Genomic DNA, 23,040 nt, shown 5'->3' on the forward strand with positions numbered 1-23,040 from the left:
GCGGCCGGACCGGCGAACGCCCGCCCCCGCCGTCCGCGCGCCGCTCCGGGGCAGGATGGGGTCATGCGAATCGACGTGCTCGGTTCCGTCCGGGCCCGGCGCGCGGACGGGACCCCGGTGGGACTGGGCGGCCCCCGCCACCGCGAAGTGCTGGCCCGGTTGGTGGCCGCCGAGGGGCGGATGGTCCCCACCGACACCCTGGTCGACGCGCTGTGGGACGACCCGCCGCCCCGCGCCGTCGGCGCCCTGCGGACCTTCGTCGCCGCCCTGCGCCGGGCCCTCGAACCCGACCGGCCGCCCCGCACCCCGCCGCGCCTGCTGGTCACCGAGGGCCCCGGCTACGTCCTGCGCCTGCCCCGCGCGGACGTCGACGCCCACCGCTTCCAGGACGTCCTCGCCCGCGCCCGGCACGACCCCGCCGCCGCGCCCGAACTCACCGCCGCGCTCGCCGACTGGCGCGGCCCCGCCTACGCCGACCTGCCCGACCGGCCGTGGGCCCGGCGCGAGCGGACCAGGCTGGAGGAACTGCGGCTGGACGGGATCGAACTGCGTGCCCGCCTGCTCCTCGACGCGGCCCCGACCGCCCCGGACGCCGCCCCGGCGAGCGGGATCCCCGCCACCGCTCCCACCCCGGCCGCCCAACTCGCCGCCCTCGCCGCCGAACTGGGCGCCCACGTCGACGAGCACCCCTGGCGCGAACCGGCCTGGGCCCTGCTCGCCCGCGCCCTGCACCGGGCCGGCCGGCAGGCCGACGCGCTGGCCGCCCTGCGCCGCGCCCGCACCCTGCTCGGCGAACGGCTCGGCCTGGACCCGGGCGCGGAACTCCAGCGCCTGGAGGCCGACATCCTCACCGGCGCCGCCCCGTACGGGCAGCCGCCCGCCGCCTGGAGCGTGCCCGGCGGCCGGCTCGGCCCGCGCACCACCGTCGACCTCGCCCGCACCCTCTCGCTCGCGGGCGGCGACGCCCTGCTGCACGCCCGCCGCGACCGCCTCGCCGCGATCCACGCGGCCGAACGCACCGGCGACGCCGAACTGACCGCCCGGGTCATCGGCGCCTACGACGTCCCCGCGCTGTGGAGCCGCGCCGACGACGCCGAACAGTCCCGCGCCGTGGTCGAGGCCGCCGAACGGACCCTCGCCGCGCTCGGCCCGGCCGCCCCCGACGCGCCGGCCGCCCGGCTGCTGGCCACCGTCGCGGTCGAGAGCCGCAGCGCCGACCTGACGCCCGACCGGCTGCGCCGCGCCGGGCAGGCCGCCCGGCGGGCCGAGTCGCTGGCCCGCGCCCTCGGCGACCCCGCGCTGCTGGCGTTCGCCCTCAACGGGGTCTTCCTCCAGTCCTTCGGCCGCCCCGGCCTGGCCCCGGACCGGGACCGCACCGGCGCCGAGATCCTCGACCTGGCGACCCGGCACGACCTGCCGCACTTCGCCGTCCTCGGCCGACTCGTCCGCCTCCAGTCCGCCTCCGCGCTCGGCGACCTGGACGCCGCCGCCGCGCACGCCCGGGCCGCCGAACGGCTCGCCGCCGGCACCGAGGCGCCCCTGGTCGGCGTCCTCACCGGCTGGTTCCGGGCCCGGGCCGCGGCCGACCGCAGCACCCGCCCCGGCGGCCCGACCGCCGCCGAGGCCGCCGCCCGCTACCGGGACGCCGAAGCGGCCCTGCGCACCGCCGGGATGCCCGGCCTGCGGCGCGGCCTGCTCCCGCTCGCCCTGCTCGGCCTGCGCCTGCTGCACGACCGGCCCGCCCCCACCGACCCGCGCCTGGACTGGGGCCCGTACCTGCCCTGGGCGCGCCCGCTGCTGCTGCACGCCCGGGGCCGCCGGACGGAGGCCGCCGCCGCGCTCGCCGCCCTGCCCGACCCCCCGCCCGACCACCTCCAGGAAGCCCTGTGGTGCCTGACCGCCCGCGCCGCCGCCCTGCTCGGACAGCCCGCCCCCGCGACCCGGGCCGCCCGGGCCCTGCACGCCGCCCGCGCCGAACACGCCGGAGCCGCCAGCGGCCTGCTGACCCTGGGCCCGGTGGCCCGCTACCTGGCCGAGGCCCGGGCCTGCGCCGGGGAGAGCGGGGAGGCGTAACGGGGAGGCATGGGGAGAACGGGGCGGGCTCCGTCCGCGGTGGAGCCGTCGAACGCCGCGCACCGCCGACCACCCGCGCCGCGCCCGCGCCCGTGCCCGGGGTGACGCCGTCCCAGCCGCCCCCGCCCCGCAACTCACCCGTCCGGTCCGCCGAGGTCGCCGCCCGGCCGGGCCACCGGAAAAGTGGCGGAGAACGCCGACCGGAGAGGGGCTGCCGTGTACGGGCGACCGCAGCGGACCGATGGGGGCGAGGCCCTGCGCCGCACCGTCGAGCGGCTGCGCGAGGAGCAGCGCCGGGCCGCGCCCGCCGAGCCGTCCGGACCGCCGCCGGTCGTCCCGGACGCCGCGCTCGACCCGGAGCTGGCCCGCCCGCCGGACCGCGACCTGCACCACCTGCTGGACGCCCTCCCGCAGGCCGCGGTGCTGGCCGAGCCGGTGCTCGACGAGGCGGGCGAGGTCCGCGACCTCGCCGCGGTGATCGTCAACGAGGCCGTGCTCCGGCACCCGCACCACCCCGGCCAGGCGCACCGGCAGGCCGCCGAGGAGGGGCGCGGCGTCTCGCTGCGCGAGGCGTACCCGGGGCTGTGGAGCGCGGCGTTCGCGGACACCGTCGGCGAGGTGCTGCGCACCGGGCACGCGGCCCGCTCGGTGCCGGTGCGGCGGCGCTACCCGGTGTCCGACGGCGGCACCCGCACCCGCCGCGAGCACGTCACCGCGCACCGGCTGGGCCGGCGGCTGCTGCTGGTGTGGCCCGACGACCGGACCGAGGAGATCGCCCGCGCCGCGCAGCGGATCGCCCGGGTGGGCTGGGCCGAGTGGGACCTGCACGAGGACCGGCTGGACGTCTCGCCCGGCCTGGCCGTCCTGCTCGGCCTGCCCCCCGACACCGCCGCCCTCCCCCCGGGCCGGGCGCTGCGCCGGGTCACCGAGACCGCCCGCCCCGCCCTGTACCGCGAGCTCGACCGGCTGCTGGCCACCGGCGAGGACATCGACGTGCTGACCGAGCTGTACGGGTCCGGCCGGCCGCGCCGGGTCCGGCTGGTGGCCGAGGCGGTGCGCGAGGACGGCGGGCCGATCGAGGGCGTGCGGGTGGTGCTCCAGGACGTCACCGAACTGTGGGAGAGCCGGCGGCGGCTGCGCGAGCAGCAGGAGGAGACCGAGCGCCAGGCCCGCCGCGCCGACACCGAGCACTACGTGGTGCAGCGCCTCCAGGAGGCGCTGCAACCGCGCTCCGCGGCCCTGGCCGGGATCGGCGTCAGCACCGCGGCGGCCTACCGCCCGGCCGAAGGCGGGGTCGGCGGCGACTGGTTCAAGGTCCGCCAACTCCCGGACGGACAGCTGCTGTTGGCGGTCGGCGACGCGCGCGGGCACGGCCTGGACGCGGTCGCCCTGATGTCGATGCTGCGGCACGCGCTGGCCGGACTGGCCTTCACCGGCGCGCTGGTCGAGTCCCTGGGCGGCTGGCTCAACCGGATCGCCTGCGACGAGGGCGACGAGGCCACCGCCACCGCGATCGTCTCCCGCTACTACCCCCACCGGCGCCTGCTGCGCTGGATCTGCGCCGGCCACCCGCCGCCGGTCCTGCTGCGCGACGGCCGGGCCGCCCCGATGACCCCCGAGACCGGCCCGCCGCTGGGCGTGCTGCCCGACGTCTCCTACCGGGCGGTGGAGACCCGCGTCCGCCCCGGTGACACCGTCCTGCTGTACACCGACGGCCTGATCGAGCGCCGCGACCAGGACATCGACGCCCGCCTCGCCGCGCTCTGCGCGGCCGTCCACCGGCACGCCACCGAGGACTGCGCGACCGGACCGGACCTCCAGGAACTGGTGGACGCCGTGGTGCGCGACATGTCCGGCCCGCTGTCGGAGGACGACGCGACGCTGCTGGCCTTCCGCTTCGACCGCTGAGCCGCTGAGCCGCTGAGCCGCGGGGATGGTGAAGGCCCAGCGGCCGGGACCGGTGGGCGCGGGGTCAGTCGTGCGGTACCACCGCGACCGGGGCCTGCGCGTGGTGGATCACCGCGTGGGCCACCGAGCCGAGCTTGCTGCCCAGGCCCAGGGTGCGCCGGCGGCGGCCGACCACCACCAGGTCCGACTGCTCGGACGCCTCGACCAGGGCCGCCGCGCCGCCACCGGTGCGGACGTCCTCCAGCACCAGCGTGCGCGGGTACTTCCCCCGCCACGGGGCGACCGCCTCGGCGACCATGCCGACCGCCAGCGCGCCCAGCTCCTGCTGCTCGGTCTCGACCGGGATCCACCCGGCGTACCCGTAGGCCGGCGGCAGCTCCCAGCCGTGCACCACCCGTACCCGGGCGTCGCGCAGCCGGGCCGCCTCGAAGGCGAACTCCAGGACGGCGTCGTTCGGTTCGAGCGCGTCCAGGCCGACGGTCACCTCCGGCTCGTGCCGCTCGGGCTCCGGCCGGCCCTCGCGGACCAGCACCACCGGCGCCGCCGAGCGGCCCGCCACGCCCAGGCTGACCGAGCCGACCAGCAGCCCGCGGAAGCCGCCCAGCCCGCGGGTGCCGATCACCAGCAGCTCCCCCTGCCCGGCGGCGGCGGTCAGCCCGTCGACCGCGGCGTCCGGCACCAGCTCGCCGGAGACCTCCAGGCCCGGGTACGCGGCGGTCAGCTCCCGGGCGACGTCGTCCAGCATCGCCCGCCCGCCGCCCGCCAGGTCCTCGGCCCCGACCCGGTCGTCGGACGTGCGGCCCGGGTGCGGCCAGGCGTGCAGCAGCCGCAGCGGCGCACCCCGGCGGCCGGCTTCCCGGGCGGCCCAGTGCGCGGCGGCGCGGCTGCGGACGGACGCATCGACTGCGGCGAGAACGGGACGAGTCATGGCAGTGCCTTCCCTGGACGGATCCCCGTGGGCCCCATCGCCCGGCGCCGGGGTCGTGGCCCACTCTGCTCCGGCCCGTCCGGGCCCGCCAGGGCCGGCGGGCCCGGCCGCCCGGGGCCGTTGGTCCCGCGCCCGCCCCCGCGTCCCCGCACCCGGGTGCCCGGGCACCCCGGCGGCGAAGAGGGGTCCAAGGCCCCTGCCGGGCCGGGCCCGGGTCGCGGACCATGGGGGTACCGGCCGGACGCCGTACGCAGTACCAGGCGCCGGGAGCAACCCGTCCCGTCCCGCGCACCGGCCCGGACCCACGATCCACGGGAGGTGACCGGAGTGACCACCGACCACGCGGCTCCGACCGCGCTCGCCCGCCGCTTCGCCGACCGCCTCGCCGACCTCGGGCTCACCGAGGCGCAGGCAGCCGCACGGGCCGGCATGTCGACGGCGTACCTGCACCGCGTCCTGGAACTCGGACCCGACTTCGACCCGCTCGCGCTGCTCCGGCTGGCCGCCGTCCTCGGCCTGGAGTACGAGGAGCTGGTGGCCGGCCGACCCGCCGAACGGGTGCGCCGTCCGGCCGGCCCCGCGCTGGTCGGACCGCCCGTCCTGGGCGCACTCGACGTCGCCGAGTGCTGGCGGCGCCTGGGCGCCAACGGCCTGGGCCGGATCGCCCGCACCGGCCCGGACGGCCCCGTGGTGCGCCCCGTCGGCTACCTGGTGCACGGCCGCACCGTCCTCTACCGCACCGCCGAGCACGGCCCGCTGGCCCCCGGGGCGGGCGGCGACGCCGCGTTCGAGGTGGACCGCGCCGACGGTGACCTGCGCGAGGGCTGGAGCGTGCTGATGGTCGGCCCGCTCGAGTACGTCACCGAACCGGCCCTGCTCGCCGAACTGCCCCGGCCCGCCGGACACGGCCGCTGGGTGCGGCTGACCCCGACCACCGTCACCGGGCGGAGCATCCGGACGGCCGACGGCCCCGGGAGCTGAGCCCACGGACGCGGGGGGCGGACCGGCGGCGGACCGGCCCGGGCGGTGGCGCTGGGGACGGCCACCGCCCGGACCGGCTACCCGCCTGTGCGGGCGGAGAGGAGTCCGTCCCGGCACGATCGCGCCCCGGCACCGGATCGACGCCCCCGCCACATCGGGAGGAATCCGGCACCCCGTGGAGCGCGGGGTTCCCCTGAACACCGCCTACCGTAGCCCCGGCCCGGCACGACGACTCGGCACCGCGTCGACACCCGCTCGGCACCGCGTCCACCCCGGCCCGGAGCCGCGCCCGCCGCGCCCGGGTCGCCGCCGGCCGGGGGGTTGGTTGCGGAGATCCCCCCGGGACGAGATATCTTGACGTCAAGACGTTCAGACGTGGAAGCTGGAGCTACGGTGACTGACTCGACCATCATCTACACCCACACGGACGAGGCCCCCGCCCTCGCCACGTACTCGTTCCTGCCGGTCGTCCAGGCGTACGCCGCCACCGCCGGTGTGAGCGTGGAGACCCGCGACATCTCGCTGGCCGGTCGGATCATCGCCGTCTTCCCGGAGTACCTCCAGGAGGACCAGCGCATCGCGGACGCCCTCACCGAGCTGGGCGAGCTGGCCAAGACCCCCGGCGCCAACATCATCAAGCTGCCGAACATCTCGGCCTCCATCCCGCAGCTCAAGGCCGCCGTCGCCGAGCTCCAGGCCCAGGGCTACGCGCTGCCCGACTACCCGGACGAGCCGAAGACCGACGAGGAGCGCGACATCCGCGCCCGCTACGACAAGGTCAAGGGCTCCGCCGTCAACCCGGTGCTGCGCGAGGGCAACTCCGACCGCCGCGCCCCGCTGTCGGTCAAGAACTACGCCAAGACCCACCCGCACCGGATGGGCGCCTGGTCGGCCGAGTCGAAGACCAACGTCGCCACCATGGGCGTCGACGACTTCCGCTCCACCGAGAAGTCCACCGTGATCGCCGCCGACGGCGCGCTGCGCATCGAGCTGGTCGCCGAGGACGGCACCGTCACCGTGCTGCGCGAGAAGGTCCCGGTGCTGGCCGGCGAGGTGGTCGACGCCTCCGTGATGCGGGCCGCCGCGCTCAACGAGTTCCTGGCCGCGCAGGTCGCCCGGGCCAAGGCCGAGGGCGTGCTGTTCTCGGTGCACCTCAAGGCCACCATGATGAAGGTCTCCGACCCGATCCTGTTCGGCCACGTGGTGCGCGCCTTCTTCCCGAAGACCTTCGCCGCGTTCGGCGCCGACCTGGCCGCCGCGGGCCTCAACCCGAACAACGGCCTCGGCGGCATCCTGGCCGGCCTGGACAAGCTCCCCAACGGCGCCGAGATCAAGGCCTCCTTCGACGCCGAGATCGCCGACGGCCCGGCCCTGGCCATGGTCGACTCCGACAAGGGCATCACCAACCTGCACGTCCCCAGCGACGTCATCGTGGACGCCTCGATGCCGGCCATGATCCGCACCTCCGGCCACATGTGGGGCCCGGACGGCAAGGAGGCCGACACCCTGGCCGTCCTGCCCGACAGCTCCTACGCGGGCGTCTACCAGGCCGTCATCGAGGACTGCCGCGCCCACGGCGCCCTCGACCCGGCCACCATCGGCTCCGTCCCGAACGTCGGCCTGATGGCCCAGGCCGCCGAGGAGTACGGCAGCCACGACAAGACCTTCGAGATCGGCGCCGCCGGCACCGTCCGCCTGGTCGACGCGGACGGCGAGACCGTCCTGGAGCAGGCCGTCCGGCCCGGCGACGTCTTCCGCGCCTGCCAGACCAAGGACCTGCCGATCCAGGACTGGGTCAAGCTGGCCGTCACCCGCGCCCGCGCCACCGGCGACCCGGCCGTGTTCTGGCTGGACGAGGACCGCGCCCACGACGCCGTGCTGATCGAGAAGGTCAAGGCGTACCTGCCCGAGCACGACACCGAGGGCCTGGACATCCGGATCCTCACCCCGGTCGAGGCCACCAAGCTCTCGCTGGAGCGCATCCGCCGCGGCGAGAACACCATCTCGGTCACCGGCAACGTGCTGCGCGACTACCTGACCGACCTGTTCCCGATCCTGGAGCTGGGCACCAGCGCCAAGATGCTGTCGGTCGTCCCGCTGATGGCGGGCGGCGGCCTGTTCGAGACCGGCGCCGGCGGCTCCGCCCCGAAGCACGTCCAGCAGCTGGTCAAGGAGAACTACCTGCGCTGGGACTCGCTCGGCGAGTTCTTCGCGCTGGCCGCCTCCTTCGAGCACCTGGCCGGCACCACCGGCAACGCCGGCGCCAAGGTCCTCGCCGACACCCTGGACCGCGCCACCGGCACCTTCCTCAACGAGGACAAGTCGCCCTCGCGCCGCCTCGGCGGCATCGACAACCGCGGCAGCCACTTCTACCTGGCCCTGTACTGGGCCCAGGAGCTGGCCGCCCAGACCGAGGACGCCGCGCTGGCCGCCGCGTTCGCCCCGCTCGCCGCGACCCTGGCCGAGCAGGAGCAGGCCATCGTCGACGAGCTGATCGCCGTCCAGGGCCAGCCCGCCGAGCTCGGCGGCTACTACCAGCCCGACCCGGCCAAGGCCGCCGCCGTGATGCGCCCGTCGAAGACCCTCAACGACGCGCTCGCCACCCTGGCCTGACGCTCCGTCGGACCGTCCGGACGCCGTCGCGCACCGCCCTCCGGGGCGGGGCGCGGCGGCGTTCCGCGCTCCCCGGGCATACCGGGCACTACAGTGCCCGGTATGCCCACCCCGCCATTCATCCTGGACCTGCGCGAACACGTCGGCCACGGCCCGCTCTGGCTCTCCGGCATCACCGCGGTGGTGGTCGAGGACGGCCGCATCCTGCTCAACCGACGTTCCGACAACGGCCGTTGGGCCCTGCTTCACGGCATCGTCGAACCCGGCGAGCAGCCCGCCGACACCGTGGTCCGCGAGGTGCGGGAGGAGACCGGCGTCACCGTCCGCCCCGAGCGGATCACCAGCGTCCTCACCCTGCCCGCCTTCGCCTGCGCCAACGGCGACCGCGTCCAGTACCTGGACCTCGCCTTCCGCTGCCGCCCGCTGTCCGGCGAGGCCACCGTCAACGACGACGAGTCCCTCGCGGTCGCCTGGTTCCCGCTCGACGCCCTCCCCCCGCTGGCCCCCAACGACGCCCTCCTCCTGGAGAAGGCCCTCGCCGACCACCCCGCCCCCTGGTTCGCCCTGGGCTGACCGCGCCGACTCCGTGGCCGCGCACGGCCGGCGGGGAGGGTCAGTGCGGGTGGCGGACGCCGAACCACTGCTCGGCGCCGTACTCGTGGAAGCGTTCGACCTCGGTGAAGCCGAGGCGTTCGGCGACCCGCAGCGAGGCGGTGTTGGCCGTCCGGGTGGTGAGCGCGACGGGGGTGCCGGGGGCGGCGGCGGCCAGCCAGGCGAGGGCGGCGGCGCAGGCTTCGGTGGCGTAGCCGCGACCCCAGGCGGACGGCAGGAACAGGTAGCCGAGTTCGCGCGCGCCCGGTGCGGGGGTCGGGCGGCCCGGGCGGTCGGGGCCGTACGGGTCGAGGGTGACCAGGCCGACCATCGCCCCGTCCAGGTCGACCACCAGCAGGCCGGGGCGGCCCCGGGGGACGTCGGGCAGGGTGCGTTCGAACTCCTCGCGCGGGCGGGCGCCGCCGATGTGGGCGCCGACCTCGGGGGAGGTGAACAGCTCGACGATCGCGGGCCGGTCGCCGGGCAGCGGCTCGCGCAGCAGCAGGCGGGCGGTCCGGATCGGGGCGGGCGGCCAGGGCAGCGCCGGGGCTTCGGTCACGCCCGCCAACGTACCGTGCCCGGCCGATGCCCGGCCGATGCCCGGTCAGGGGGCGGCCGGGCCGTGGTGCGGGCGGTGCCGACGGGTCGTCAGGTGACGTCCAGGTCGCGGCGCCAGGCGACCTCGGCGGCCAGCGAGCCGTCCGCGAGGTACCGGCGGACCTGCGGGGCGCCGGCGAGGGCGGCGGCGGCCTCCGGGACGGGCACCTCGTGGAAGCCCATGTGCTGCCAGAAGGAGCCCGCGTCGGTGGAGAACAGGTAGACCCGGCGGATGCCGCCGGCGGTGGCCTCGGCGAGGACGTCCTCGACCAGGCGGCGGCCGGCCCCGTGGCCGCGCCGGTCCGGGCGGACGGCGACGCTGCGCAACAGGGCGGCCGGCCGGGCGAGTTCCAGGGCGGCGCTGGCGATCGGCCCGTTGGCGTCGCGGGTGGTCCACAGCAGGGTGTCGGGGTCGTCCAGGCCGTGCGGGTCGAGTCCCTGGGCGTGCAGGAACGCGGTGATGTCGGGGGCGGTGGTCACCGAGCGGGGTCCTTCCGGTGCGTGCAGTGGCCGGGGCGGCGGTGGGAACGGTACCCGAGTGCTGTTACGCAGAGTGACGCGCCGCCGTGTCGGACGCGTGAACCCTGCGCGCCGAACTTGTTCGTCACGAACACGTTCGTTACGCTCGAAGGGCAGCCACCGGACGAACCCGAGGAGCCCGCCGTGACCACCACCGCCCACCACGCCGCCGGCCACACCCCCCACCACCCCCTCGCCGTCCTGGGCGGCGGCCTCGGCGGCCTCACCCTGGCCCGGGTCCTGCACGTGCACGGCATCCCCGCCGCCGTCTTCGACCTCGAACCCGACGCCACCGCCCGCACCCAGGGCGGCATGCTCGACATCCACCACGACTCCGGCCAGCCCGCGCTGGAGGCCGCCGGGCTGCACGAGGACTTCCGGCGGATCGTCCACCCCGGCGGCCAGGCCCTGCGCCTGCTCGGCCCCGACGCCACCGTCCACCTCGCCGAGGAGGACGACGGCACCGGCGGCCGCCCCGAGGTCGACCGCGGCGACCTGCGCGACCTGCTGCTCTCCGCGCTGCCCGCCGGTGCCATGCACTGGGGCCGCAAGGCGGTGGACGTCCGGGCGCTCGGCGACGGCCGCCACCGGGTCGGGTTCGCCGACGGCAGCGCGATCACCACCGACCTGCTGGTCGGCGCGGACGGCGCCTGGTCCAAGGTCCGCCCGCTGCTCTCCGACGCCCGGCCCGCCTACACCGGCGTCTCCTTCGTCGAGGCCGACCTGCACGACGCCGCCCGCCGCCACCCCGGCGCCGCCGCCCTGGTCGGCGGCGGGATGTTCATGGCCCTCGGCGGCGGGCGCGGCTTCCTCGGCCACCTGGAGTCCGACGGCAGCATCCACGTCTACGCCGCCGTCCGCGCCGACGAGAGCTGGCCGCCCGCCGCCGGGCCGGCCGCGCTCCGCGAGGCCGCGCTCGCCGCCTTCGACGGCTGGAGCGAGCGGCTGCGCGCCCTGCTCGCCGACGCCGACGGGGAGTTGACGCTGCGCCGGATCCACGCGCTGCCGGTCGGCCACCGCTGGGAGCGGCGCCCCGGCGTCACCCTGCTCGGCGACGCCGCGCACCTGATGTCCCCGTTCGCGGGCGAGGGCGCCAACCTCGCCATGCAGGACGGCGCCGAGCTCGGCCTCGCCCTGGCCGCCCGCCCCGGCAACCTGGAGGCCGCCCTCGACGCCTACGAGCAGGCCATGTTCGCCCGTGCCGAAGCCTCCGCCGCCGAGTCCGCCGCCGGCCTGGAGCTGATGTTCGGTCCCGACCCGGTCGCCGGACTGCTCGCCGTCTTCGCGGGGGCCGACGAGGAGTGAACGCCGACCGGGTCGCGGTGGACGCGGAGTCACTGGAAGCCTTCAGAAGGTAAACGTTGTAGCGGAGTTCGAAGCCGAACGCGTCCAACTTCTTGTCGAGCGCGGGGCTGATCGCCATGCTGCATACATGACATCCCTGAGTGCACGGCCGATGCGCCGCGCGTGGAAGAGAGCGCTCTCATTGCTGCCCGTCGTCGCGCTCACGGTGGCCGCCACCGTCACCGCGACGACGGACACCGCCGTCGCGGCCCCCGCGCCGCCGTCCGGTTTCTCGCTCACCTGGAGCGACGACTTCAACGGCGCGTCCGGGACGGGCATCGACCAGAGCCTGTGGAAGTACGACACCGGGCCGGGCAGCAACTTCGGCACCGGCGAGATCGAGACCATGACCAGCAGCACCTCCAACGTCTACTACGACGGCCAGGGCCACCTGGTGCTCCAGGCGCTGCACTCCGGCTCCGACCCGCGCGCCGGCTGGACCTCCGGCCGGGTGGAGACCCAGTCGGCGTCCTTCGGCGCCCCGGCGGGCGGGGTGGTGCGGATGGAGTCCGTCCTCCAGCAGCCCAACGTCAACACCTCCAACGGCGCGGGCTACTGGCCGGCGTTCTGGATGCTCGGCGCGCCGCTGCGCGACGGGGTGACCTGGCCGAAGTCCGGCGAGATCGACATCATGGAGGACATCAACGGCCGCAGCTCCGTCTTCAGCACGATCCACTGCGGGGTGAACCCGGGCGGCCCGTGCAACGAGTCCACCGGCATCGGCTCGGGCGAGCGCGCCTGTCCGGGCTGCCAGACCGGCTTCCACGACTACGCGGTGGAGATCGACCGCTCGGTCTCGCCCGAGCAGATCCGGTTCTACCTCGACGGCGGCAACTTCTACACCGTCAACGCCAACCAGGTGGACGCGACGACCTGGGCCAACGCCGTCGACCACCCGTTCTTCATCATCTACGACCTGGCGATCGGCGGCGGCTTCCCGGACGCCTTCGGCGGCGGCCCGAACGCGGCCACCGTCTCGGGCGGCAAGCTGATCATCGACTCGGTCGCCGTCTACAACAAGGGCCCGGGCTCCGGGGGCGGTGGCGGCACGGTCTCCGGCCAGGCCATCACCGGCCCCGGCGGCAAGTGCGTGGACGTGGCGGGCGACGACAACGGCGGCGACGGCACGGCGGTGCAGCTCTGGGACTGCCAGTCCGGGGCCAAGGACCAGCACTGGACCTGGAGCGGCCAGACCCTCCAGACCCTCGGCAAGTGCCTGGACATCGCCGGGGGCAGCAGCGCCGCCGGAACGAAGCTCCAACTCGCCACCTGCAACACCAGCGGATACCAGAACTGGGTGCGGCAGAGCGACGGTTCGCTGCGCAACCCGACCAGCGGCCGGTGCATCGACTCGCCGTCGGGGGCCACCGCCAACGGCACCCGGCTCCAGATCTGGGACTGCAACGGCTCCGGCGCCCAGAAGTTCGCCATCGGCGCGCCGATCTACGGCCCCGGCGGCAAGTGCGCGGACGTGGCCGGTGACGACAACGGCGGCGACGGCACGGCGGTGCAGCTCTGGGACTGCCAGTCGGGCGCCAAGGACCAGAAGTGGACCTGGAGCGGCCAGACCCTCCAGACCCTCGGCAAGTGCCTGGACATCGCGGGCGGCAGCAGCGCGGCCGGGACGAAGCTCCAGCTCGCCACCTGCAACGGCGGCGGCTACCAGAACTGGGTGGCCAACGGCGACGGTTCGCTGTCGAACCCGACCAGCGGACGGTGCGTCGACTCCCCGTCGGGGGCCACCGCCAACGGCACCCGGCTGCAGATCTGGGACTGCAACGGCTCCGGCGCCCAGAAGTTCGCCCTGGCCTGACCGTCGGCGTCAGCGTCAGCGCGAGCGGTAGGCGCAGCGGGTGCGGCGGCGCGGAGGTCGTGCCGCCGCACCCGGTGCGGGGCGGTGCGGGGCGGTGCGGGCGGGGGCTGCTGGGCGGCCTGCTCTGAGAGCGCTTCCAAGGCCGTGTCGACCGCCCCGGCCCCCCGGCGCCGATCATCTATGTTGGTGGTCATGGACGACAGCCCCGCCCCCGCCCCGCGCAGCCGCCGGGAGCGGCCCGCCAAGCCCGCGCTCACCCGGGCCGGCATCGTGGCGGCGGCCGTCCGCCTGATGGAGGCCGAGGGGCTCCAGCGGGTCACCATGCGGCGCCTGGCCCAGGAACTCGACACCGGACCGGCCTCGCTGTACGTCTACGTGGCCAACACGGCCGAACTGCACGCCGCGATCCTGGAGCACCACCTCGGACGGGTCGACCTGGGCGCAGCCGCCGGCGCGGGGGCCGCCGACCCGGGCACCGCCGGAGACCCGGGCCGGGACTGGCGCGGGCGGCTCGCCGCGGTGCTGGAGTCCTACACCGCCGTGCTGCTCGAACACCCGGCGCTGGCCCACTCCGCGCTGCTCGCCCGGCCCGCCGGGCCGCACTACCTGGCCCTGGTGGAGACCCTGCTGGCCCTGCTGGAGGAGGGCGGCGTCCCCGCCGGGCAGGCCGCCTGGGGCGTCGACACCCTGCTCCAGGTGGCCACCGCCACCGCCGCCGAGCACTCCGCCCGCACCGGCGCGGCGGCCGAGGCCGAGCACGGCGCGATGGTCCGCGCCCTGCGCGAGGCCGACCCGTCCCGCTACCCGAAGGTGGCCGCGACCGCCGGGGAGCTGGTCTCCGGCCGCCCCGCCGAACGGCTCGCCTGGACGTTCCGGATGCTGATCAACGGGGTGGCCGCCACGCCGCGCTGACGCCCCGTGCCCCACCGGGACGGGTGACGGGCGGTCAGGCCGGGCCGAGGACGATCCGTTCGGTGACCCGGTCGGGGTGGGGCGGGGCGCCGTCCGGGGCGGCCGGGTGCAGGTGGCCGGCCCGGTCGAGGGTGAACAGCAGGTCGTGGCCGGGCGGCAGCTCGCCGTCGGCGGGGCGGCGCAGGATGCGGGCTCCGGCGGCGTGCCGGCGGGCCAGCTCGGGGCCGGTCAGGGCGGCCGGGAGGACCGTCGCGGCGGGCGGGCCGCCGACCGCGCCGGGGCCGGGCGCGGCGGCGGGCAGCCGGAACACCGGCAGTTCGGACACCTCGTGCAGGACGGCCGCCGCCAGCGCGTTGAACCCGTCCTCGGCGGTCAGCAGGTACACCGCGGTGACGCCCTCCCGCTCGGCGCCCTCGCCGCTCGCGACGGCCAGCAGTTCGCCGTCGGCGAGTTCGAGCCCGGCGGCCGAGATCCGGGCCCGCTGCTCGTCCCGCCCGGCCCACAGCAGCACGTCCAGCCCGGCCGAGCGGAGCACGGCGGCCAGCTCGACCGTCCACGGCTCGCCGCCCACCAGCAGCGGGCGGGAGCGGGCCGGGCGGGTCACCCGCAGCAGCCGGGCCACCGGGACGGCGCTCAGGCCGTACAGCGTGACGGTGAACACGATCACCAGGAAGGTGGCCGGGAGGATCTTCTCCGCGCCGCCGACGCCCGCCGCGGCCAGGCTGGTGGAGAAGGTCGCGGCGGTGGAGGCGGCGACGATGCCGCGCGGCGCCATCCAGCCCAGGAACGCCCGTTCGCCCTCCGCCAGGTCCGTCCCGGCGGTGGACAGCGCCGCGACGACCGGCCGCACCACGACCGCCAGCACCGCGACCAGCCCGAGCACGGGCAGCAGCACCGGGCGCACCGACGACCAGGTGACGGTCGAGGAGATCGACACGAACAGCACGCCGACGATCAGCGGGACCAGCGTCTCCAGGAAGATCCGCCGGGCGGGCGGGTCGAAGGCCGGGACGGTGGCGACCACCACGCCCAGCACGATCGCGGCGATCAGCCCGGTGTCGTCGCGCAGCGCGTCACAGACCGCGGCCACGCCGACCACCACCGCCAACTGGGCGCTGGTGCCCAGGACTTCGTTCAGCCGCGCCCGCACCAGCAGCAGCCACAGCAGGGCCGCGCCGAGCAGCCCGCCGAGCAGGCCCAGGCCGACGCTGGCCGCGAACTCCAGCAGCCCGGCGCCCAGCCTCCGGTGCTGCTCGCTCACCAGCGCGTGGAAGACCAGCGCGCCGAGGATGCCGCCGACCGCGTCGATCAGCGAGCCCTCCCACAGCAGCACGCGCCGCACCCGCTCGGTGGGGCGGACGAAGTCCAGCAGCGGCCCGACCACGGTCGGCCCGGAGACCACCAGGATCGCGCCGAGCATCGCCGCCGCCTTCCCCGAGACGCCCAGCAGCGGGGCGGCCGCGAACGCGGCGGCCGGGGCGGTCAGCAGGGTGCCGACCCACACCAGCCGCACCACCGTGTGCCGGGCGTGGCCGGTCAGTTCGCGCAGGTCCAGGCCGAGCCCGGCGTCGTACAGGATGACCGCGACGGCGAGCGAGACCAGCGGCGAGAAGGCCGGACCGAGCAGCCGGTCGGGGTGCACGTCGTCGGTGAGCGCGCCCGCCGCGAAGCCCACCGGCAGCAGCACGATGATCGCCGGGACGCGCAGCCGGGCGGCCAGCAGCTGGGAGGCGACGGCGAGTACCAAGGTCAGCCCGGACCCGATCAGGATCTGCTCAGAGGTCATCCGCCCATCCCAAGCCGCCGACCACCGCGCCGCGCCGCCACGCGCCCGGCGGGTCACCCGTCCGGCCCAGCCCGGCCCGCGCCGCCGCTCCCGCACCACCGTTCTCGCACGGTCCGGTCCGGTTCGGGCGGTCCGGACCGGACGGATGTCGGAGGCTCCCGGGAAGATCGCGGCCATGGAACTCCGCACCGTCCTCGCCGGACTCGACGCCCACCCCTGGGCCGCCGTCGACCACGCCTACGGCCCGGCCGAGGACCTGCCCGGGCTGCTGCGGGCCCTCGCCGAGGACGGCGCGGACGCCGAGGAGGCGCTGGACGAGCTGTACGGCTCGATCGCGCACCAGGGCACCGTGTACGCGGCCAGCGCCGACGCCGCCCCGTACCTCGCCCGGATCGCCGCCTCCGGCCGACGCAGCCTCGACGCGCTCCGGCTGCTCGGCTGCCTCGCCGAGAGCGAGGACGAGTGCGAGGTCGCGCCGGGTGCCGTCCGGGCCGCCGTCGCCGCCCAACTGCCGCTGCTCCTCCCGCTGCTGGCCGATCAGGACGCCGCGGTCCGGCAGGCGGCCGGCTGGACGGTCGGCCACACCCGGGACGCCGGCCCCGCGCTGCCCGCCGTCCGGGCCCGGCTGGCCGTCGAGACCGAGCCCGTCGTCCGGGCCGAACTCCTCACCTCGTACGGCCGGTTGGACCGGGCGGGCGCCGCCGCCGAGGCCCGCGCGCTGCTCGGCCCGGAGACGCCCGCGCCGCTGCGCCTGGCCGCCGTGTTCGCCGCACTGGACGCCGGGGAACCGTGGCGCGCCGCGCACCACGACGCCGTCCTCGGCCTGCTGCCCGCAGCCGGGACGGCCGGGACCGGCCACACGTACGAGCACAGGGAGCCGCTGCGCGCGATCGTCGGGGCGCTGCTGGAACGGGACACCGAGGCCGACCGCGAGAGCGCCCTCGCCCTGCTCGACGCCGCCCTGCGCGACGAGCGCCCCGAGGCGCGGGCCGAGGCCCTGTGGGCGGCCGACCGCGCCTGCGCCCGCTCCCGCAGCGCCCCGCGACGGCTGATCCCCGCGATCGTCCCGCTCGCCGCCGACGCGACGGCCGCCCGCCTGCTCGGCAAGCTCGGCCCGGCCGCCGCCGAGGCCGCCCCGGTCCTCGCCGCACTCGCCGCGCGGCCGGGTCCGGGTGGCGGGGCGGACGACGAGTCGGACGACGAGGCGGCCGACCAGGCGCTCGCCGCGCTCGTCCTGGTGGCCCCGCAGACCGCCGCCCCGCTGCTGGCCCGGGCGCTCGGTCGGCGCCCGCGCGCCCTCCAGTGCGCCGCCGGGTCCCACGCCCCGGCCGACACACCCTTCCCGTTCAACCCCGAACTGTTCGCCGCGGTCCGCGCCCGCCTGGCCGCCAGGACGCCGGAGCGTCCCGAGCCCTGCGGCTGCCCGCCGACCGGCGACCAGGGCGACACCGCCGGGCTGGTCCGCCTGCTGCGGCAGTGGGGCCCGCAGGCCGTCGAGGCGCTGCCCGAACTGTGCGCCGCCCTGCCGCGGTTCCCGCACGCCGCCACCGCGATCACCGCCGTCACTGCGGGCGTTGTGGGTGCCGCTGCGGCTGCGGACGCTGCCGCCGGGGGTGTCGTGGAGGCTGCCGTCGGCGCGGGCACCGCCGTCGCCGCGATCGCCGCCGGGCCGCAGTGGCGCGAGCAGGCCGCGAACGTCCTGCGGGCCGGGGCCGGGAAGCTGCTCGGGGCGCAGGCGCTGCACGTGCTGACCGGTGAGACCGGGCCGCTGTTCACCGCGGTCGGGGCGGCGCTCGTCGGTGGGCCGCGCGGCGTCGCGGAGGGTGCCCGCGCCGCGGCCGCCCTCGGGTCGGCGGCCGGACCCCTCGTCCCGGCGCTGCGGGCGGCGCTCGGCCGCGCCGTCGACCGCGACACCGCACGCGACACCGCGCCGGAGGTCGACGCCGACCTCGCGCTCGCGCTCGCGCTGTGGCGGATCACCGGGGAGGCGGCCGAGGCCGTCCCGGTGCTGGACGCGGTGTTCGACCGCTGCGAAGACCGGCGGTGGTTCCACTGGACGGCCGCCCGGGCCGCCCGCGAGATCGCCGTGCTCGGCCCGGCCGGGCGCCCGCTGACCGCCCGGCTGCACGCCCTCCTCGACCACCCGGCCCAGGCGCCCTCGGCCGTGCTCGGGCTGCTCGCCGTCGCCGACCCGGCCGACCTCGACCGCGCCCGGCTCGCCGAGGCGGCGCTGCGCTCGGCCGAGACCGGTGCCGACCTCGACACCGCCTGCGACGCGCTGCGGGCCCTGGGCCCCGCCGTCCTGACGCCGCGGCAGCGCGACCGGCTGGCCGCCCTCGCCACCGGCGACCGCCGCCTGGCCGTCTTCGGGGCCGAGGACGCGGTGGTCCGCGAGGACGAACAGCTGCGCACCGTGCTGGCGTCCCTCCTCGACCGGGTCGGCTGAGGCCCGGGTCGGCTGAGGCCCGAGTCGGCTGAGGACCGGCCCGGCCGGGGCCCCGCCCGTGCGGGGAAGCGGCCCGGCGGGCCGGTCAGGCGGTGGGCCGGAGGGCGTCCGCCACGAGGTCGAGGAGCGGGCCGGTCAGCTCGGGGTCGTTACCGGCCGTCGTGGAGAGGAAGACGCCCAGGAGCATCATCGTGACCGTCTCGGCCGGCACGTCGTCCCGCAGCGCACCGGCCTCCGCACCGGCGTCGAGGATCGACGCGATCGCCGCGGTGATCCGCTCCCGGGTGGCCGGGGTCGCGATCGCGCCGGAGGCCCAACCGGCCCGCAGGGTCTCGGAGATGCCGCGCTTGGCCGCGAAGAACGCGGCGTAGCGGTCCATCCAGGCGCGCAGCGCCGCGTCGGGCGGGAGCTGGGCGAGCAGCGCGGGTGCGCTGGTGACCACGGCGTCCAGCTCGGTCGCGTAGATGGCCTCGACGAGCGCTTCGCGGGTGGGGAAGTGGCGGTAGAGCGTGCCGATGCCGACACCTGCCTCGCGGGCGATGGCGTCGAGGGTGGCCTTGCCGCCGGTCGCGGCGAAGGCGTCCCGGGCGACGGCGAGCAGCCGCTCGCGGTTGCGCTGCGCGTCGGCCCGGGGCGGACGCCCGGCCGCGGGGGAGTCAGACCCGGACGGGCCGGCCGCGGAAGAGTCGGGGGCGCGGGGATCGGGGGCGGTCAAAGCGGAGTCCCTCCGGTTAGTGCTGACCGGTGCTACGGTGGTCGGTAACGGAGTTCCTCCGTTTACCTCCATCGTCTCACGGGAGTGACCTCGCCATGACCTCCACGGCCCGATCCCCGCAGTTCACCGCCACCGGCGCGGAACGGGCCGGCGGGCCCGGCGCGCTCGCGGGCCGCACCGTCTCCCGGGTCGGCTTCGGCGCCATGCAGCTGCGCCGCCTGGACCACGCCGCCTCGGTCGCCCTGCTGCGCACCGCCGCCGAACTGGGCATCGACCACGTCGACACCGCCCAGTTCTACGGCGCGGGCTCCGCCAACGAGGCGATCGGCGCCGCGTTCACCGCCGAGGACGACGTCCTGGTGGCCAGCAAGGTCGGCGCCGAACCCGCCACCGGCCCGCTCCCGCTGCGGCTGGCCCAGCGCCCCGAGCAGCTCCGCGCCGCCGTCGAGGACAACCTCCGCAGCCTCGGCTGGGAGCGGATTCCGCTGGTCAACCTGCGCCGCGCCGGCCACGGCCCGGGGCTGCGCGCCGAGGGCGACCAGGTGGTCGACCTGGACGACCAGCTCGCCGTCCTGACCGAGCTGCGCGACGCGGGCAAGATCGGCGCCCTCGGACTCAGCAGCGTCGGCGCCGACGAACTGCGCCGGGCCCTCCCGGCGGGCATCGCCTGCGTGCAGAACGCCTACAGCCTGGTGTCGCGCGACGACGAGGACGTCCTGCGGCTCTGCCTCGCCGAGGACGTCGCCTGGGTCCCGTACTTCCCGCTCGGCGGCGCGTACCCGGGCATCCCGAAGGTCGCCGACGAGCCCGCCGTCCTCGCCGCGGCCCGGGCGCTCGGCGCCTCCCCCGCCCAGGTCGGCCTGGCCTGGCTGCTCCACCACGCCCCCCACACCCTCCTCATCCCCGGCACCGCCGACCCCGACCACCTCCGGGCCAACGCCGAGGCCGGCGCCGTCGTCCTCGACGCCCCGACCCTGGCCGCCCTGGACGCCGTCCCCTCGCGCTCCGGCGACATCGCACACTCCTGACCCGGCCCCGCCCCCCGAGGAGCCGTCACGGGCGCCGGGGCGGTCCGGCGCCGCCCCGCCACCGCCGGGCGCTCCCGGGCTCACGAGGGGTACGCGTCGCCGCGGTACCCGCGCAGTTCGGGGCGACGGATCCCGGGCAGGCGGACCAGGGTGTCCCGGAAGGCGCCGCCGTGGGGCTCCGGCGGGCACCAGGGGCGCGCCGGCGGCGGGTAGTCGTCGCGCAGCACGTCCGCCGGGAGCGTCCCGGTGGCGGGCGTCGGCGACGTCTCCCCGGTGCCGGTGAGGTACGCCCAGACTCCGCTGTCCAGCGGCACGACCGTCGCCCGCCGGCCGGACGGCCGCCACGGCTCGCCCGTGCCGGGGTGGCGAGGGACGAGCAGGACGTCGGGCCGGGGCCGGGGCACGGGGATGCCCGGGCCGGCCGGCCCCACCGAACGGGGGTCGGGCCCGGCGGGCAGGCGGCGGGCCACGGCGTGGCCGAGCAACTCGGCCACGGGGCCGGCCGGGAGGGTCACCGGGCGGTTCCCGGTGGCCACCACGAGGTGGGCCGGCGCGACGCCGACCGCGGCCTCCCAGCGGCGGCTCCACGACCCGTCGGGTCCGACGGGCGGGACACGGTGCCCGGGGTGCTCCAGGTCCGCCCAGTCGGGGAGCGGAGCGGCCGGGAGCCCCGAGGGACGGCGGACGACCGCGGCGGGGAGCGCCGGGCCGCGGCCCCCGGTCAGATCACCCGCCGGACGAGGGCCTCGGCCACGGGCTCGCCGGTGCGCCGCGCGTGCGCCATCCGCTCCCGCACCTCGCGAGGCGTGCGGGGGCGGTACCCGGGGCCGCCGCAGCAGCTCTTGTGGAAACCCACACCCGCGTTCAGCAGGACCGCGAGGGTCCGCCAGGCCGCGGTGTCCCGCCGCCGGGGCGCGGCGAAGGCCGACCCGGCGTGGACCAGCGGCTCCGAGCAGCGCGGGCAGGTCCGCGCCCGTTCCCGGTCGTAGGGCTGCTTGTACGAGGCCCGGCAGGGCAGGCAGACGTACGAGGTCTTCGCGTGGGCCATGCCCGCCAGGGTAGGCACCGCCCGGGGCGAATTCGACCGGTTATTCCGGCGGGCGCGGACGGGCGGGGGCGGTCCGTCCGGAGCGGCCCGCTCCGGGGCGGCGGGGGTCAGCCCGCCGGGGTGCCGGTGCGGTGGTGCTCGAGGGTGGTGCGCAGGGCGGCGAGGGTGCGGGCGAGGGCGGTGAGGGCGGGGGCGTCCAGGGCGGGGGTGAGGAGTTCGGTCAGGGCCTCGGTGTAGGTCCGTTCGGCCTGGGCGGTCAGCCGTTCGCCCTCGGGGGTGAGGGTCAGCAGGGAGGAGCGGCGGTCGTCGGGGTTCGGGTGCCGGACGGCCCAGCCCTGCTTCTCCAGGCGGTCGACGCCCTTGCTGGTCGCGCCGACGCCGATGGCGAACTCGGCGGCCAGGTCGGCCACCCGGCAGCCGGGGTGTTCGCGCAGGTGGTGCAGGAACTCGTACTGCGAGGTGACGATGCCGTGCCGTTCGCGCAGCCGGTCGCCGAGGGCGTTGTAGAGGCGGGTCTCGCAGCGGATCAGGTCGGCGAAGAGCGCGGGGAGTCCGGGGAGGTCCGGGAGGTCCGGGAGTCCGGGGAGTTCGGGACGGCGGGCGGGGTCGGGGGAGTCCGCGAGGAGGTCCGCCGAGGTGCGGTCGTCGGGCAATGTATATTCCATGGCATATAGTGTGGTGGAAGCTACTTCGGACAGGAGTGTGCCATGAGCAGGGAGCAGCGCGCCGAGATCGACCGGAGGCTGCGGAAGCCGGCCCCCGACGGGGAGCCGACGGTCGAGCAGATCCGGGCCGGGTTCCGGGAGCTGATGGCCGGGATGACCGTCCCGCACGAGCGCATCCGCACCGCCCCGGCCGAACTCGGCGGCCGTCCCGCCCTGCGGGTCGACCCGGTCGGGGAGGCGCGGGACGGGACGATCCTGTACTTCCACGGCGGGAGCTGGGTGTTCGGCTCGCCCGAGACCGCCCTGTCGCTGACCGGCCACCTGGTCGCCGGCAGCGGCCTGCCCGCGTACTCGCTGGACTACCGGCTCGCCCCCGAACACCCCTTCCCGGCCGCCGTCGAGGACACCCTGGCCGCCTACCGCGCCCTGCTGGAGCGCGGCGCGGACCCGGCCCGCACCGTCCTCGCGGGCGACTCCGCGGGCGGCGGCCTCGCCGTCACCACCGCCCTCGCCGCCCGGGACGCCGGACTCCCGCTGCCCGCCGGCATCCTGGCCTTCTCCCCGGGCGCCGACGCCACCCGCACCGGCGCCAGCATGGAGACCAAGGACGGCATCGACCCGGTCTTCACCCGCTCCTCCTTCGACCGCACCGGCGCCATGTACCTGGCCGGAGCCGACCCGCGCCACCCCCTGCTCAGCCCGGCCGTGCACGCCGACCTCACCGGCCTGCCCCCGATGCTGATCCAGGTCGGCGCCAACGAGGTGCTGCTGGACGACTCCACCCGGCTGGCCGCCCGGGCGCGTGACGCGGGCGTGGACGTCGTCCTCGACGTCACCGCGGACGTGCCGCACGTCTTCCAGTGCTACGCCGGCGTCCTGGACGAGGCCGACGAGGCGCTGGAACGGGCCGCCCTGTTCCTGCGCCAGCGCACCGCCGCCGACCGGTGACGGACCCTCCCGCGCACCCGGACAAGGCGGGCACCTCCGGGCGGAAGCGGTGAAACCACCCCGCCCGGAGGGGAGTTGCCCGCCACGAAAAGGCGGCCGAACCCCGGACTCCCGGTGACCGAGCG

19 protein-coding genes are annotated in these 23,040 nt (G+C 77.0%); 11 read left to right on the top strand and 8 right to left on the bottom strand.

Features of this window, described 5'->3' with window-relative positions:
- Positions 1–63 precede the first annotated feature (63 nt).
- Both K353_RS06990 and K353_RS06995 read left to right on the top strand, forming a co-directional pair.
- A complete protein-coding gene (locus tag K353_RS06990; protein ID WP_111552690.1) occupies positions 64–2,073 on the top strand; it encodes a BTAD domain-containing putative transcriptional regulator in 2,010 nt (669 codons plus the stop codon).
- Between the two features lie 216 nt (positions 2,074–2,289).
- On the top strand, positions 2,290–3,981 hold the full coding sequence (locus tag K353_RS06995; RefSeq protein ID WP_111552691.1) for a PP2C family protein-serine/threonine phosphatase: 1,692 nt from the start codon (positions 2,290–2,292) through the stop codon (positions 3,979–3,981).
- A gap of 64 nt (positions 3,982–4,045) precedes the next feature.
- Here K353_RS06995 and K353_RS07000 read toward each other — a convergent pair whose 3' ends face one another.
- Positions 4,046–4,909 carry a universal stress protein gene (locus tag K353_RS07000; protein WP_111552692.1) on the bottom strand — a complete coding sequence of 288 codons (864 nt, stop codon included), beginning with the start codon at positions 4,907–4,909 and terminating at the stop codon, positions 4,046–4,048.
- Between the two features lie 327 nt (positions 4,910–5,236).
- Here K353_RS07000 and K353_RS07005 point away from each other — a divergent pair, with 327 nt between their 5' ends.
- From K353_RS07005 to K353_RS07015, 3 genes are all read left to right on the top strand, one after another.
- A complete protein-coding gene (locus K353_RS07005; protein ID WP_111552693.1) occupies positions 5,237–5,890 on the top strand; it encodes a pyridoxamine 5'-phosphate oxidase family protein in 654 nt (217 codons plus the stop codon).
- A 393-nt stretch (positions 5,891–6,283) separates the two neighbouring features.
- Complete coding sequence (locus K353_RS07010; RefSeq protein WP_111552694.1) at positions 6,284–8,503, top strand: NADP-dependent isocitrate dehydrogenase; 2,220 nt, start codon at positions 6,284–6,286, stop codon at positions 8,501–8,503.
- A 102-nt stretch (positions 8,504–8,605) separates the two neighbouring features.
- On the top strand, positions 8,606–9,076 hold the full coding sequence (locus K353_RS07015) for an NUDIX domain-containing protein (RefSeq protein ID WP_111552695.1): 471 nt from the start codon (positions 8,606–8,608) through the stop codon (positions 9,074–9,076).
- A gap of 40 nt (positions 9,077–9,116) precedes the next feature.
- Here the strand turns inward: K353_RS07015 and K353_RS07020 are convergent, their stop codons facing one another.
- Together K353_RS07020 and K353_RS34275 are read right to left on the bottom strand one after the other, a co-directional pair.
- Positions 9,117–9,653 carry a GNAT family N-acetyltransferase gene (locus tag K353_RS07020; RefSeq protein ID WP_111552696.1) on the bottom strand — a complete coding sequence of 179 codons (537 nt, stop codon included), beginning with the start codon at positions 9,651–9,653 and terminating at the stop codon, positions 9,117–9,119.
- Between the two features lie 89 nt (positions 9,654–9,742).
- Positions 9,743–10,171 (bottom strand): GNAT family N-acetyltransferase, encoded by a 429-nt coding sequence (locus K353_RS34275; protein WP_158585367.1) that lies wholly within the window; start codon positions 10,169–10,171, stop codon positions 9,743–9,745.
- Positions 10,172–10,354: 183 nt separating this feature from the next.
- Between K353_RS34275 and K353_RS07030 the strand changes: the two genes are divergently transcribed.
- The 3 genes from K353_RS07030 to K353_RS07040 all read left to right on the top strand — a co-directional run bounded on the left by K353_RS07030 (position 10,355) and on the right by K353_RS07040 (position 14,279).
- A complete protein-coding gene (locus K353_RS07030; protein ID WP_111552795.1) occupies positions 10,355–11,515 on the top strand; it encodes an NAD(P)/FAD-dependent oxidoreductase in 1,161 nt (386 codons plus the stop codon).
- Between the two features lie 181 nt (positions 11,516–11,696).
- The gene (locus K353_RS07035; protein WP_233533421.1) at positions 11,697–13,367 is read left to right on the top strand and encodes a ricin-type beta-trefoil lectin domain protein; all 1,671 of its coding nucleotides are present in this window, start codon (positions 11,697–11,699) and stop codon (positions 13,365–13,367) included.
- Positions 13,368–13,559: 192 nt separating this feature from the next.
- Positions 13,560–14,279 (top strand): TetR/AcrR family transcriptional regulator, encoded by a 720-nt coding sequence (locus K353_RS07040; protein WP_111552796.1) that lies wholly within the window; start codon positions 13,560–13,562, stop codon positions 14,277–14,279.
- 34 nt (positions 14,280–14,313) lie between these two features.
- Here the strand turns inward: K353_RS07040 and K353_RS07045 are convergent, their stop codons facing one another.
- Positions 14,314–16,065, bottom strand: a complete 1,752-nt coding sequence (locus tag K353_RS07045) for a cation:proton antiporter (protein ID WP_111552699.1) — start codon at positions 16,063–16,065, stop codon at positions 14,314–14,316.
- A 175-nt stretch (positions 16,066–16,240) separates the two neighbouring features.
- On the opposite strand from K353_RS07045, the gene K353_RS07050 reads away from it, so the two are divergent.
- Positions 16,241–18,511 (top strand): hypothetical protein, encoded by a 2,271-nt coding sequence (locus K353_RS07050; protein WP_146616415.1) that lies wholly within the window; start codon positions 16,241–16,243, stop codon positions 18,509–18,511.
- An 85-nt stretch (positions 18,512–18,596) separates the two neighbouring features.
- Here the strand turns inward: K353_RS07050 and K353_RS07055 are convergent, their stop codons facing one another.
- Entirely contained in the window at positions 18,597–19,226 is a 630-nt protein-coding gene (locus K353_RS07055; RefSeq protein WP_233533422.1) for a TetR/AcrR family transcriptional regulator, read from the bottom strand.
- Positions 19,227–19,321: 95 nt separating this feature from the next.
- Here K353_RS07055 and K353_RS07060 point away from each other — a divergent pair, with 95 nt between their 5' ends.
- Positions 19,322–20,254: an aldo/keto reductase gene (locus K353_RS07060; RefSeq protein ID WP_111552702.1), complete on the top strand. Its 933-nt coding sequence runs from the start codon at positions 19,322–19,324 to the stop codon at positions 20,252–20,254.
- An 80-nt stretch (positions 20,255–20,334) separates the two neighbouring features.
- Here the strand turns inward: K353_RS07060 and K353_RS07065 are convergent, their stop codons facing one another.
- The 3 genes from K353_RS07065 to K353_RS07075 form a co-directional block, all read right to left on the bottom strand.
- Positions 20,335–20,748, bottom strand: coding sequence for a hypothetical protein (locus K353_RS07065; RefSeq protein ID WP_233533423.1), 414 nt, complete (start codon positions 20,746–20,748; stop codon positions 20,335–20,337).
- Positions 20,749–20,975: 227 nt separating this feature from the next.
- Positions 20,976–21,302, bottom strand: a complete 327-nt coding sequence (locus K353_RS07070) for a deoxyxylulose-5-phosphate synthase (protein WP_111552703.1) — start codon at positions 21,300–21,302, stop codon at positions 20,976–20,978.
- A 107-nt stretch (positions 21,303–21,409) separates the two neighbouring features.
- Positions 21,410–21,967: a MarR family winged helix-turn-helix transcriptional regulator gene (locus tag K353_RS07075; RefSeq protein ID WP_111552704.1), complete on the bottom strand. Its 558-nt coding sequence runs from the start codon at positions 21,965–21,967 to the stop codon at positions 21,410–21,412.
- A gap of 42 nt (positions 21,968–22,009) precedes the next feature.
- Between K353_RS07075 and K353_RS07080 the strand changes: the two genes are divergently transcribed.
- Positions 22,010–22,915 (top strand): alpha/beta hydrolase, encoded by a 906-nt coding sequence (locus K353_RS07080; protein WP_111552705.1) that lies wholly within the window; start codon positions 22,010–22,012, stop codon positions 22,913–22,915.
- The last annotated feature ends 125 nt before the right edge of the window (positions 22,916–23,040 follow it).

Origin of the sequence: Kitasatospora sp. SolWspMP-SS2h, from assembly GCF_003259315.1 — a bacterium.
Lineage (GTDB): Bacteria > Actinomycetota > Actinomycetes > Streptomycetales > Streptomycetaceae > Kitasatospora > Kitasatospora fiedleri.

Coding starts and splice junctions, on each gene's coding strand:
- K353_RS06990 (WP_111552690.1), top strand. CDS start 64: ATGCGAATCGACGTGCTCGGTTCCGTCCGGGCCCGGCGCGCGGACGGG.
- K353_RS07070 (WP_111552703.1), bottom strand. CDS start 21,302: ATGGCCCACGCGAAGACCTCGTACGTCTGCCTGCCCTGCCGGGCCTCG.
- K353_RS07045 (WP_111552699.1), bottom strand. CDS start 16,065: ATGACCTCTGAGCAGATCCTGATCGGGTCCGGGCTGACCTTGGTACTC.
- K353_RS07075 (WP_111552704.1), bottom strand. CDS start 21,967: ATGGAATATACATTGCCCGACGACCGCACCTCGGCGGACCTCCTCGCG.
- K353_RS07000 (WP_111552692.1), bottom strand. CDS start 4,909: ATGACTCGTCCCGTTCTCGCCGCAGTCGATGCGTCCGTCCGCAGCCGC.
- K353_RS07080 (WP_111552705.1), top strand. CDS start 22,010: ATGAGCAGGGAGCAGCGCGCCGAGATCGACCGGAGGCTGCGGAAGCCG.
- K353_RS07050 (WP_146616415.1), top strand. CDS start 16,241: ATGGAACTCCGCACCGTCCTCGCCGGACTCGACGCCCACCCCTGGGCC.
- K353_RS07060 (WP_111552702.1), top strand. CDS start 19,322: ATGACCTCCACGGCCCGATCCCCGCAGTTCACCGCCACCGGCGCGGAA.
- K353_RS07040 (WP_111552796.1), top strand. CDS start 13,560: ATGGACGACAGCCCCGCCCCCGCCCCGCGCAGCCGCCGGGAGCGGCCC.
- K353_RS07015 (WP_111552695.1), top strand. CDS start 8,606: ATGCCCACCCCGCCATTCATCCTGGACCTGCGCGAACACGTCGGCCAC.